This window comes from Caballeronia sp. GAWG1-5s-s (assembly GCF_023631445.1).
Lineage (GTDB): Bacteria > Pseudomonadota > Gammaproteobacteria > Burkholderiales > Burkholderiaceae > Caballeronia.
Window position 1 is genome coordinate 99163 of record NZ_JALQDC010000008.1, and the last position, 12435, is coordinate 111597.

9 protein-coding genes are annotated in these 12435 nt (G+C 66.4%); 4 read left to right on the forward strand and 5 right to left on the reverse strand.

Annotation, left to right across the window (positions count from 1 at the left end; all coding sequences use genetic code 11):
- Window positions 1–139: 139 nt before the first annotated feature.
- The 5 genes from NCR34_RS09145 to NCR34_RS09165 all read right to left on the reverse strand — a co-directional run bounded on the left by NCR34_RS09145 (window position 140) and on the right by NCR34_RS09165 (window position 6346).
- On the reverse strand, window positions 140–943 hold the full coding sequence (locus NCR34_RS09145; RefSeq protein ID WP_250499647.1) for an alpha/beta fold hydrolase: 804 nt from the start codon (window positions 941–943) through the stop codon (window positions 140–142).
- 28 nt (window positions 944–971) lie between these two features.
- Window positions 972–3491: a ComEC/Rec2 family competence protein gene (locus NCR34_RS09150; protein ID WP_250499683.1), complete on the reverse strand. Its 2520-nt coding sequence runs from the start codon at window positions 3489–3491 to the stop codon at window positions 972–974.
- A gap of 84 nt (window positions 3492–3575) precedes the next feature.
- Complete coding sequence (locus NCR34_RS09155; RefSeq protein WP_250499648.1) at window positions 3576–4364, reverse strand: TatD family hydrolase; 789 nt, start codon at window positions 4362–4364, stop codon at window positions 3576–3578.
- Window positions 4365–4386: 22 nt separating this feature from the next.
- Window positions 4387–5100 carry a lipoprotein-releasing ABC transporter ATP-binding protein LolD gene (gene lolD / locus NCR34_RS09160; RefSeq protein WP_250499649.1) on the reverse strand — a complete coding sequence of 238 codons (714 nt, stop codon included), beginning with the start codon at window positions 5098–5100 and terminating at the stop codon, window positions 4387–4389.
- Window positions 5093–6346 carry a lipoprotein-releasing ABC transporter permease subunit gene (locus NCR34_RS09165; protein ID WP_250499650.1) on the reverse strand — a complete coding sequence of 418 codons (1254 nt, stop codon included), beginning with the start codon at window positions 6344–6346 and terminating at the stop codon, window positions 5093–5095. Before NCR34_RS09165 ends, lolD begins: the two co-directional genes overlap by 8 nt.
- 222 nt (window positions 6347–6568) lie before the next feature.
- Here NCR34_RS09165 and NCR34_RS09170 point away from each other — a divergent pair, with 222 nt between their 5' ends.
- From NCR34_RS09170 to lysS, 4 genes are all read left to right on the forward strand, one after another.
- On the forward strand, window positions 6569–7684 hold the full coding sequence (locus NCR34_RS09170; protein WP_250499651.1) for a regulator: 1116 nt from the start codon (window positions 6569–6571) through the stop codon (window positions 7682–7684).
- 13 nt (window positions 7685–7697) lie between these two features.
- Complete coding sequence (gene recJ / locus NCR34_RS09175; protein ID WP_250499652.1) at window positions 7698–9398, forward strand: single-stranded-DNA-specific exonuclease RecJ; 1701 nt, start codon at window positions 7698–7700, stop codon at window positions 9396–9398.
- 236 nt (window positions 9399–9634) lie between these two features.
- Window positions 9635–10739 (forward strand): peptide chain release factor 2 gene (prfB, locus tag NCR34_RS09180; protein WP_250499653.1). Its coding sequence is split into 2 segments (ribosomal slippage): window positions 9635–9715 and window positions 9717–10739, totalling 1104 coding nucleotides; the frame shifts between segments, so codons are not numbered across the junction.
- A 93-nt stretch (window positions 10740–10832) separates the two neighbouring features.
- Window positions 10833–12359: a lysine--tRNA ligase gene (gene lysS / locus NCR34_RS09185; RefSeq protein ID WP_206466615.1), complete on the forward strand. Its 1527-nt coding sequence runs from the start codon at window positions 10833–10835 to the stop codon at window positions 12357–12359.
- The last annotated feature ends 76 nt before the right edge of the window (window positions 12360–12435 follow it).

Here is a 12435-nt window from a genome sequence, read left to right on the forward strand (position 1 = left end):
AACGGATTATACCGTAAAGGCAGTCCGCGACCCAGCGGCCGACGTGCCCGAATCACGCTTGCCGATCCGCTTTTCGGTGCTTTTCCGGTGCTATTCCCGCGCACCACTTCCCTGCACGCTCGCGCCCTTTCGAAGGCGATCAACTCATCGCGTGAAGCAGCCGCCGAATGGCGCGTGCCGTCTCGATGGGCCGCTCCATCGGAAAGAGATGGCTGCCTTCGATCCATTCGAAGTGCTCGCCGGCGATGCGTCGCGTCATGCGCAGGCCGACCTGCCGCACTTCGGTGGAATGCGTGCCCGCGACGAAACCGACCGGCACCGGCGCGCCGTGCGCGAAGCGCGCGCCGAGCGTGTGCGGCAGCGTGCGATAGATCAGGTATTCGACGTGCCGGTCGAACGAGAGCGCGCGCGTGCCGTCGGCCTGCGTCTGCGGAATGCCGAAGTCGATGTAATCGGCCAGCATGCGCTCGTCCCAGCGCACGAACGCGGGCTTCGCGCGGAAATGCCGCCATGCTTCGTCGCGGCTCGCCCAGTGCGTGCGGCGCTTTTTCGTCGCGGCCGCGGGCGAGAGGCGTTCATCGAGTCCGGTCCATTGCGTCGCGCGCAGCAGGCCGCTGCGCCATCCCGCGATGATCGGCGAATCCAGCATCACCACGCCCTTCACCCACTGCGGGCGCTTCTGCGCTGCCGTCAGCGAAAGATAGCCGCCGAGCGAATGTCCGACGAGCCACACCTTCGGATGCTTGTCTTGCCGGTAGCGGCTCATGTCCTCGATCAGTTGATCCGCGAGACGCGGCCAGCCCTGCGTGACCGGAAAGCGCGGATCGTGGCCGTATCGTTCGATGCTGCGGATCTCGTGGTCGTCCGCGAGTTCGGCGAACATGGTGCGGTAAGTGGGTGCCGGAAAGCCGTTCGCATGCGAGAAATGGATGATGTCCTTCAAGCGGCTCCTCGTTCTTGTCGTATTGTTTTCAGCGCCCCATCCAGTAACGCGCGTGCGTTTGCCGGTAGCGATCGAGCACGATCTCCTCACCCATGTCGATGCGCGCCGCGCCGTCCTCGTCGCTGCGCGTGAGCGCGATGTCGCGCAACCGGTAGCGCGCGTACACCGTGGGATTCGGATGGTGAAAGCGGTTGCGATAGCCTACCTGAAATACCGCGGCGAGCGGCCCGACCGAATCGAGGAAAGGCTCGGTCGACGACGTGCGGCTGCCGTGATGCGGCACGATCAGGACGTCGGCGCGCAGCGCGGCGCGATCGCGCGCGAGCAGGGTGCGTTCGACGTCCGCTTCGATATCCGCCGTGAAAAGCGCGGCCCGCCCTGCCGCATTCGTCACCTTCAGCACGCAAGCCTGATGATTCGGCGTGCCGGTGAGAGGCCCGGGGTCGGGCCACAGCACGCGAAAGTCCACGCGGTCCCATGTCCAGTGCTGGCCGGCAACGCAACGCAGCCTGTCGCCGCCGCGCTTTCCGGCATCGGACCAGAGCGGATGGCTCGCGGGCAGCGACGCGAGCAGTTGCCGCACCGCGACCGCTTGCAGCACCGCGGGCGCGCCGCCCGCGTGATCCGAATCGGAATGGCTGATGACGAGCGCATCCAGCGAACGCACGCCCGTCGCGATGAGATACGGCGCGACGATGCGCTCGCCCGCGTGCGTCGACTCGGGGCCCGGGCCGGCGTCGAAGAGCAACGTGTGGCGCGCTGTCTCGACGACGAGCGCCGAGCCTTGTCCGATGTCGAGCGCGGTCACGCGAAACGCGCCCTCTGCTACGCCGCTCGACGCGGGTACGAGAAGCGGCAGCCACGTGAGCGGCATGGCGAAGCGCAGCGGCCAGCCGCGCGGCGCGAGCGCCCACGCCGCGCCCGCGAGCGACGCGGCGAGCGCGAACATGCCGGGCTGCGGCAAGCGCCAGAGCGACCATGCGGGGCCTGCGTCGGCTAACCGTTCGAGCGCGTCGAAGAGGATGCACAGTGCGCCGTGCGCTAGATGAAGCATCGGTACGTCGAGCGGTGCCGGAAGGATAAGCGCGACGAGTGTCGCGGGCGTCACGACGAAGCTGATCCACGGAATGGCGAACGCATTGGCGAGCGGGCCGACGAGCGGGATCTGCGAGAACCAGTAGGCGGTCAACGGCGCGAGCGAGAGCGTGACGGCGTACTGGACGCGTGCGCTCGATGCCATGTGCTGCCGCAGCTTCATGGCGGCGCGGCGGCATGCGCCTGTCAGCGACCATGAGCGCCTACGCCGCGGCGCATCAGCGACGGCTTGGCCCGACGCGAACTCATCCGGCAACACCGGATCACGCGCCTCCATGCCCGCGAGCCAGTCGTCGGTGTCATCGGGCGGCGGTTTCTTGGCGCGCCTGCCGTACGCCGCCATCGCATGCAAAATCGCCGCCACCGCGACGAACGAGAGCCAGAACCCCGGCGATGTCACCGCCCACGGGTCGACGATCAGCACCAACGCGAGCGCCCACGCGAGCACGAGCGACGCCGCCGGCCGCCGCCCGCCGACGAACGCGACGGCGAACACGCAAAGCGTCCACAAGGTGCGCTGCGCGGGCACGTTGAATCCGGCGAGCGCGGCATACAACGCCGCGAACGACGCCGCGCCGAGCGCCGCCACTTTCGGCGCCGCCACGACGAGCGGCGCGGGCACGCCGCGCAAGCGGATGCGCTTCCATACGAAGCCACAGATGAACGCCGCAAGCCCCGCGACGAACCCGATATGCAAACCGGAGATCGCAACGAGATGGCTCGTTCCGGTCGCGCGCAGAATCGCCCAGTCGGCATCGCTCACGGCATCCTGCGCGCCCACTGCCAGCGCGACGACGATCCCGCGATGCGGCGCATCCGCGAGCACGGTTTCGATGCGCTGCCGGATGCGCGCGCGCCATCGGTCGATGGCGAGCCACGGTCCGATCGCATCGCCGCGAAGGCGTCGCGCAGGGCGGCTGGCGGACACCGAGCCGGTCGCGCGAATGCCGCGTTCGAGCAAGCTCACTTCTCCATCGCGCAACGAGAAGTTCGCGTTGACATTCGCGCGCTTGAGCCGCGCCGTGAGCGTCCAGCGTTGACCCGCGACGAGCCCGGGCGGCACAGCAGGCGCCCAAAGCAGCCTCACGATGCGCGGAAAATCGCGCAAGCCCGCGCCGTTCGACTCCACTTCGAAGAGAAAACGCGTGCCTTCCGCTTGCGGCTCCGGCAGACCGCGCACGAAGCCGGTCAACTCGATATCGCGCTGCTCGAACTCGACCGGCAAGTGCTGCTGCAAGCGCATTTCCGCGCGCACGGCGGCATAGGCGAAGCCGATCGCAGCGGCTGCAATCGCGAAAGCCACGATGCGACCTCGCCCGCGCCGGATCAACCCGATGCACGCCGCGACGCCAAGAATCGCGATACATGCCGCCCAGCCGCCGACACCCGGCAACGCGGCCTGTTGCTGCAACCACGCGACGCCCAATGCAAAACACAGCAACACCGCCCGCACGCCTCTGCTCTCTTCTATCGTCACGCAAAACGCATCCGCCCGGATCACAAATCAGTGATCCGAAACAAATGCAACCGTGAACGATTATGAAGCCGCGAGCGCGAGCCGGGGCAGCCCGGCGTGCGCGTTAGCCGTTGTGCCTAGTGAAAGCGCGTCTTCGCCGATGCCGCGCAGTTGCGCGAGCACCTTCGCGATGCCCGCGACCTGATCGGGCGTATTGCGGCCCTTGTAGCGCCAGGCGGGCGCAATGTCGGGCGCATCGGTTTCGAGCACGATGGCATCGAGCGGAAGATCGGCCGCAAGCCGTCTGATCTGGCGCGCCCGCTCGAACGTCAGATTGCCGCCGAAACCGAGCCGCATGCCCTGCGCGATGAACGCCTCCGCCTGCTGGAAGCTGCCGTTGAACGCATGCGCGATGCCGCAATGGATGTCGTGCACGCGCAGGCCCTTCAGCACCTTGTCCTGCGACTTGCGCACGTGGCAAATCACCGGCAGTCGGAACTCGCGGGCGAGCTTCAGTTGCTCGTAGTAGAAGAACTGCTGGCGCGCGTCGTCGAGCGTCGGCACGAAGTAATCCAGCCCGATCTCGCCGATGCCGACGAAGCGCGGATCATCCATGCTCGCCGCGATTTGTTCGCGCAGCACGCGCAGATCGTCGTCGGTGGCGCGCGGCGTGAAAAGCGGATGGATGCCGAGCGCATACGCGCCGCCTTCGATGCGATGCGCCAACGCGCGCACCGTATCGAAGTTCGACCGCTCGACGCCCGGAATGACGATGCGCGTCACCGCCGCATCGACCGCCGCGCGGGCCACGGCGTCGCGGTCCGCATCGAACTCGGAGGCATCGAGGTGACAGTGCGTGTCGATCCACATGGCGTCCTCCGAGGCGCGGCGCTCAGACCGGCACCGGCGGCTCTTCGTGCAGCACGCCGTCGCGCAGACGCATGATGCGATCGCAGCGCGCGGCGAGATCGGGATCGTGCGTGACGATCACGAAGCTCGTCTCCAGCGTCTGCGAAAGCTCAAGCATCAGATTGAAAACCGTGTCGGCGGTGCTGCCGTCGAGATTGCCGGTCGGCTCGTCGGCGAGCACGCACGCCGGGCGCGTGACCAGTGCCCGCGCAATCGCGACGCGTTGCCGCTCGCCGCCCGACAATGCGCCCGGCCGATGCTTCGCGCGATGCCCGATGCCGACGCGCTCCAGCATGCCCATCGCTTCCTTGCGCGCGGCGTCCTCGCTCATGCGGCGAATGCGCAGCGGCATCGCGACGTTATCGAGCGCGGTGAATTCGGGCAGCAGATGATGAAACTGGTACACGAAGCCGAGCGCGCGGTTGCGCAGTTCGTTGCGCTCTTTTTCCTTCAGTTCGGTGAACGGCTTGCCGAGCAGCGACACCTTGCCCGCGCTCGGCTCGTCGAGGCCGCCGAGCACATGCAAGAGCGTGCTCTTGCCGGAACCCGACGCGCCGACGATCGCGAGCTTCTCGCCGCGATAGACATCGAGTTGCGCGTTGTCGAGCACCTGCACGTTCGAGCCGCCCTGCACGAAGGTCTTCGAAATCGCCGACGCCTGCAGCACGAGATTGTTTGCCGGAATCAGGTCACTCATAGCGCAGCGCCTCCGCCGGACGAACCTTCGCGCCGCGCCAGCTCGGATAGAGCGTCGCGAGCGACGACAACAAGAACGCGATGACGCCGATCTTCATGACATCGCCCGGCACGAGCTCGGACGGCAGCTCGCTGATGAAATACACCGAAGGCGGCAGGAACTGCACGCCGAGCACATGCTCGATCATCGGCACGAGCCACGGAATGCTCCACGCGATCAGGCAGCCCAGCGACACGCCGAGCGCCGTGCCGATAAAGCCGATGGTCACACCCTGCACCACGAATATCTTCATGATCGAGCCGGGCTGCGCGCCGAGCGTGCGCAGGATGGCGATGTCGGCCTGCTTGTCGGTGACGGTCATGACGAGCGACGACACGAGATTGAACGCCGCCACCGCGATGATCAGCGTGAGAATGATGAACATCATGCGCTTCTCGATCTGCACGGCGGAGAACCACGTCTTGTTCTGCTGCGTCCAGTCGCGGATATAGAGTTCGCCGGAAAGCGTGTGCGACAGTTGCCGCGCGACTTCGGGCGCGCGCTGCATGTCTTTCAGACGCAGGCGCACGCCGGTCGGCGCGGGCAGGCGAAAGAGCGCCTGCGCGTCGCGGATCGAAATGAGCGCAAGCGTCGAATCGTATTCGTAGTGACCGGATTCGAAGACGCCGACCACCGTGAACTGCTTCAGGCGCGGCATCATGCCCGCAGGCGTGATGGTGCCTTCGGGCGCGACGAGCGTGATCTTGTCGCCGGTCATGACGCCGAGGTTGGTCGCGAGATCGGCGCCGAGCACGATGCCGAATTCGCCGGGAACCAGGTCCGCGAGCTTGCCCGCGCGCATTTCCTTGCCGATATCCGACACTTCCGGCTCCAGCGTGGGCTCGACGCCGCGCAGCGCGACGCCGCTCACCGCGCCTTGCCGCGTGAGCAGCGCCTGCGCTTCGACGTAGGGCGCCGCGCCGATCACTTCGGGATTGCGCTTGGCCTCCTGCGCGGTCAGTTGCCAGTTGGGCATGGAGCCGGTCGGCGAGAAGATTTCGACGTGCGCGAGCACCGAGAGCATGCGGTCGCGCACTTCTTTCTGAAAGCCGTTCATGACCGAGAGCACGACGATCAGCGCGGCGACGCCGAGCGCGATGCCCGCCATCGACACCAGCGCGATGAATGAGATGAAGCCGTTGCCTGTGGTGCGTTTGCTGGCGCGCGTGTAGCGCCAGCCGATCTGCCATTCGTACGGAAGTTTCAAGCGAATCCTTGTGTCTGGTGTTGCTGCGTTGCTGTACGACGGGGCATGACGAATGCCGCGGTAAATCGCCCCGTAATGGCGGCGCATGACAGGTCCATTCTCCGCGCGCCGCGAAATTTGCGAAAGTTTGCCACACCTCAGGTCGGCGTCGTAACAAGCGCGGGTCTCGCAGCGCTTGGCGCATCGCGCCTGCGCCGATGGCGCCTGCCGCTTTCGCCTACAATGCCGACCATCATGCCCGTTCCCGACCTTCACCTTCTGCTGCCGTTCGCCCTGCCCTCGGCGGCGGACGCCGCAACCGCGCTGCACGGACTGGAAAGCGCGGCGCTCGACACGCTGCTCGCCCGCGCCACGCTCGAAGAACGCGTGATCGGCGAAGACTTTCAGCGCACGCTGCCGCACGAGCGCTGGATCGCGCAACGCTATGGCATCGTTTCGCCGAACGCCAGTCAACGCTACGCCGACGACGCTCCGCTCGCGCCCTTCATGCTTTTAGCCGATGGCGGCGATCCCGGCGCCTCCGAGGCTGGCGACGCCGCCCTTTGGGCCTGCATCGAGCCGGTTCATGTGCGCATCGCGCACGATCATCTGGTGTTGATCGATCCGGCCACGCTCGGCGTGCGCACCGAAGAAGCGCGCGCGCTGCTGGACACCGCCCGGCCGGTCATCGAAGACCTCGGCATTGCGGTGCAGGCGCCCACGCCGCTGCGCTGGTACGTATCAGGCGATGCGCTCGGCGCGCTCGCGGGCGCGTCGCCGTTGCGCGCGGCGGGACGCAACATCGAAATCTGGCTGCCGCACGAAGCCCGCACCGGCGAACGCTCGCGCCCGTGGATGAAGCTGCAAAACGAAGTGCAGATGGCATGGTTCGAACATCCGCTGAACGTCGAGCGCGAGTCGCGCGGACTGCCGCCGATCAATTCGATCTGGCTGCACGGACAAGGCGCGATGCGCCCGGTCACGCGCCCGTTCGCCGCCGTGATGTCCGATGCCGCCGCCACGCGCGGCCTCGCGCTCGCTTCGGGCGTGAAGCCTTCCATGCCGCCGGAGTCGTTCGCAGCGCTCGCGAAAGACGGCGGCGAAGGCGCGACGCTCGTCGAACTGGACCCGTTCTCGGCGCCGTTCATCGAGCAGGACTGGGCGCGCTGGAACGCCGCGCTCACGACGCTCGAAGACGCGTGGTTCGCGCCGGCGCTCGATGCGCTATCGAGCGGTTCCCTCAAGCGCCTGCGTCTCACGCTATGCGGCGATACCGGCTCGGTCACGCTATCGGTCACGCGCGGCGACTTGCGCAAGTTCTGGCGCCGCCGGCCGATCGCGGCGCTTCTCATCGAATAAAGGCTCTTCCCGCATGACGCGAATCGTTACCCGCGCCTCGTCCCCCGCCGATGCCGAAGCCCTGATGCGCCACGGCCTGCACCCCGTGATCGCGCGGCTCTACGCGGCGCGCGGCGTCACGTCGCCGGACGAAGTCGAAACCGAGTTGAAGCGCCTGCACGCGCCCGTCGGCCTGAAGGGCTGCGACGCCGCCGCCGCCGTGCTCGCCGATGCGCTCGCGGCGGGCAAGCGCATGCTCGTCGTCGCGGACTACGACTGCGACGGCGCGACCGCCTGCGCGGTTGCCGTGCGCGGCCTGCGCATGTTCGGCGCGACCATCGACTATCTCGTGCCGAACCGCTTCGAATACGGCTACGGGCTGACGCCGGAAATCGTCGAACTGGCCGCGCGCTCGCCGCTCGGCGCGCCCGACTTGCTGATTACGGTCGATAACGGCATCGCGAGCGTCGAAGGCGTCGCGGCGGCCAACGCGCTCGGCATCGACGTCGTCGTGACCGATCATCACCTGCCCGGCGACGAACTGCCGGCCGCCCGCGCGATCGTCAATCCGAACCAGCCGGGCTGCGGCTTTCCGAGCAAATGCATCGCGGGCGTCGGCGTGATGTTCTACGTGCTGCTCGCGCTGCGTGCCGAACTGCGCCGGCGCGGCGCGTACGAGCGCACGCCGGAGCCGCGTCTGGACGGCTTGCTCGATCTCGTCGCGCTCGGCACCGTGGCCGACGTCGTGAAGCTCGACTGCAACAACCGGATTCTCGTCGCGCAGGGTTTGAAGCGCATCCGCGCGGGCCGCATGCAGCCGGGCATCGCCGCGCTATTTCGTGCGGCGGGCCGCGACGCGCGCGCCGCGTCCGGCTTCGATCTCGGCTTCGCGCTCGGGCCGCGCCTGAACGCGGCGGGACGGCTGTCGGACATGTCGCTCGGCATCGAATGCTTGACGACCGACGACATCGGCCGCGCATGGGAACTCGCGCAGCAACTCGACGCGATGAACCGCGAGCGGCGCGAGATCGAAGCCGGCATGCAGCAGCAGGCGCTCGCCGAACTGCAATCGTTCGATGCCGGCGAGCGCGCGACGCTCACGCTCTATGACGCGAGCTGGCATCAGGGCGTGATCGGCATCGTCGCGGGACGGCTGAAGGAGCGCTTTCACCGGCCGTCGTTCACGTTCGCGCACGCCGATGACGCCGGCACGCTCTCGAAAGGCTCCGGCCGCTCGATTCCGGGCTTCCATCTGCGCGATGCGGTCGACCTCATCAGCAAGCGCGAGCCCGGTCTCATCCACAAGTTCGGCGGCCACGCGATGGCGGCCGGCCTGACCCTCGCCACCGCCGACATCCCGCGCTTCACCGACGCGTTCGAAGCGGTCGGCCGCGAGTGGCTGACGGCCGACGCGCTCTCGCGGACCATCGAGACGGATGGCGAGCTGGAGGACGCGTACTTCACGCCGCAATTCATCGAACTGCTGGACGCCGCCGTCTGGGGACAGGGCTTTCCGGCGCCGACGTTTTCGGGCGAGTTCGACGTCGCGTCGCAATCGCTCGTGAAAGACAAGCACCTGAAGCTGCAACTGATGCGCGGGCGTCAGCGTTTCAACGCGATCTGGTTCAACCACGTCGATCCGCTGCCGCCGCGCGCGACCGTCGCGTACCGGCTCGTCAGCGATTCGTGGAACGGCGTGGCGCGCGTGCAGCTGATCGTCGAGCACGCGGCTTAAGCGGGGTCGGCATCCGCCGGCACAACATCCGCTGATCGCCGGCTGCGCCAATACGGCGCGACCACGGCCGCGTTCCCGCTGGCAACGAACACCGGAGCCCTGCGCGAAGCGCCTGCGCGCGGACGACAAAGCGCCCCGCTTCGCGTGTAGCGGCGTGCGTCCGCGTGCGCCGCCAGCGCGGGAAAAGCGTGTCGATCGGCTATAATTTGACCTTTTTACGAAGCCGAAGATCGACAATGGAAGCAGAACGTCTCAACGCGATCGAAAGCCTTCTGGCCGACCTGCGCCGCCGCGCGGGCGAGCTACGGGGGTATCTTTGACTACGACGCCAAGTCAGCGCGTCTAGCCGAAGTCAACAAGGAACTCGAAGACCCGAACGTCTGGAACGACTCGAAGAACGCGCAGGCGCTCGGTCGTGAAAAGAAGCTGCTCGACGGCGTGGTGTCGACGCTCTCCGCCCTCGACAACGACCTGCGCGACGCCGAAGAGCTCTTCGAGATGGCGCGCGAGGAAGGCGACGAGGACACGCTCGTCGCCTGCGAATCCGACGCTCAGGCGCTGAAGAGCCGCGTCGAAGACATGGAATTCCGCCGGATGTTCTCGAACCCGGCCGATCCGAACAACTGCTTCATCGACATTCAGGCGGGCGCGGGCGGCACCGAGGCGTGCGACTGGGCGTCCATGCTGCTGCGCCAGTACCTGCGCTACTGCGAGCGCAAGGGCTTCAAGACCGAAGTGCTCGAAGAATCCGAAGGCGACGTCGCGGGCATCAAGAGCGCGACGATCAAGGTCGAAGGCGAGTACGCGTACGGCTATCTGCGCACCGAAACGGGCATTCACCGGCTCGTGCGCAAGTCGCCGTTCGATTCGTCGGGCGGGCGGCACACGTCGTTCTCGTCGGTGTTCGTGTATCCGGAAATCGACGATTCGATCGAGATCGAGATCAATCCGGCCGATATCCGCACGGACACGTATCGCGCATCGGGCGCTGGCGGCCAGCACATCAACAAGACGGACTCCGCCGTGCGTCTCACGCACGCGCCGACCGGCATCGTCGTGCAGTGCCAGAACGACCGCTCGCAGCACCGCAACCGCGCCGAAGCCATGCAGATGCTGAAGGCGCGTCTGTACGAATTCGAAATGCGCAAGCGTCAGGCGGAGCAGGACAAGCTCGAATCCAGCAAGACGGACGTGGGCTGGGGCCATCAGATCCGCTCCTACGTGCTCGACCAGAGCCGCGTGAAGGACCTGCGCACCAACGTCGAAATGAGCAACACGCGCGCCGTGCTCGACGGCGACCTCGACGACTTCATCAGCGCGAGCCTGAAACAAGGCGTTTAAGTCTTCGAGCGGCGCGGCTACCGGTCGCGCCGCCTTCGTTTCATCCGCCGCGCATTTGCCGCACATCCGCAGCATCACAAGCCAAGAATCATCATGACCGAACCGACTCAGACGAGCGCCGCTCCCGAACTGGAAGACAACCAGATCATCGCCGAGCGCCGCGACAAGCTGCGCTCGCTGCGTGAGCAAGGCGTCGCCTATCCGAACGATTTCCGCCCGACGCACCAGGCGGCCGCGCTGCAAAGCGACTACGCCGAGACCGACAAGGAGACGCTGGAAGCGAATCCCCTGCCCGTCGCGCTCGCGGGCCGCATGATGCTCAAACGCGTGATGGGGAAAGCGAGCTTCGCGACGGTTCAGGACGGTAGCGGTCAGATTCAGTTCTTCGTGACGCCCGCCGATGTCGGCGCGGACGTTTACGAGGCATTCAAGAAGTGGGACCTGGGCGACATCATCGCCGCGAAAGGCGTGCTGTTTCGCACGAACAAGGGCGAGCTGTCGGTGCGCTGCACGGAACTGCGGCTCTTGTCGAAGGCGCTGCGTCCGCTGCCGGACAAGTTCCACGGCCTCGCCGATCAGGAAATGCGCTATCGCCAGCGTTACGTCGATCTGATCGTCACGCCGGAGTCGCGCAAGACGTTCATGGCGCGCACGAAGGCCGTCACGTCGATCCGCAACTTCATGGCGCAAGCGAACTTCATGGAAGTCGAAACGCCGATGCTGCATCCCATTCCGGGCGGCGCGGCGGCGAAGCCCTTCGTCACGCACCACAACGCGCTCGACATGCAGATGTTCCTGCGCATCGCGCCGGAGCTTTATCTGAAGCGGCTAATCGTCGGCGGCTTCGAGCGCGTGTTCGAGATCAATCGTAATTTCCGGAACGAAGGCGTCTCGCCGCGCCACAATCCAGAATTCACGATGATGGAGTTTTACGCGGCCTACACGGATTACCGCTGGCTGATGGACTTCACCGAACAACTGATCCGTCAGGCCGCCGTCGATGCGCTCGGCACCGCGACCATCACATATCAGGGGCGCGAGCTGGATTTGTCGAAGCCGTTTCATCGCCTGACCATCAATCAGGCGATTCAGAAGTACGCGCCGCAGTACACCGACGCGCAGCTTGCCGACGCCGTGTTCCTGCGCGCGGAACTGAAGAAGTTCGGCGTCGATACGACGCAGCCCGCCTTCCTGAACGCAGGCATCGGCGCGTTGCAGTTGGCGCTCTTCGAAGAGACCGCGGAATCGCAGTTGTGGGAGCCGACGTATATCGTCGACTATCCGATCGAGGTCTCGCCGCTCGCGCGGGCGTCGGATTCGGTGCCGGGCATCACGGAGCGCTTCGAGTTGTTCATCACGGGCCGCGAGATCGCGAACGGCTTCTCGGAGCTGAACGATCCGGAAGATCAGGCCGCGCGCTTCCAGAAGCAGGTTGACCAGAAAGACGCGGGCGACGAGGAAGCCATGTACTTCGACGCGGACTATATCCGCGCGCTCGAATACGGCATGCCGCCGACGGGCGGCTGCGGCATCGGCATCGACCGGCTGGTCATGCTGCTGACCGACAGCCCGAGCATCCGCGATGTGATTCTGTTCCCGCATCTTCGTCGCGAAGACTGAGCGGGCGAAGCGGTTCGTTCTCGGTGAAAAGCGCGTCCTTCGGGGCGCGTTTTTTTTGGTCCTTCGTGGATGTCCG

Coding starts and splice junctions, on each gene's coding strand:
- recJ (WP_250499652.1), top strand. CDS start 7,698: ATGACGCGAATCGTTACCCGCGCCTCGTCCCCCGCCGATGCCGAAGCC.
- NCR34_RS09170 (WP_250499651.1), top strand. CDS start 6,569: ATGCCGACCATCATGCCCGTTCCCGACCTTCACCTTCTGCTGCCGTTC.
- lolD (WP_250499649.1), bottom strand. CDS start 5,100: ATGAGTGACCTGATTCCGGCAAACAATCTCGTGCTGCAGGCGTCGGCG.
- NCR34_RS09155 (WP_250499648.1), bottom strand. CDS start 4,364: ATGTGGATCGACACGCACTGTCACCTCGATGCCTCCGAGTTCGATGCG.
- lysS (WP_206466615.1), top strand. CDS start 10,833: ATGACCGAACCGACTCAGACGAGCGCCGCTCCCGAACTGGAAGACAAC.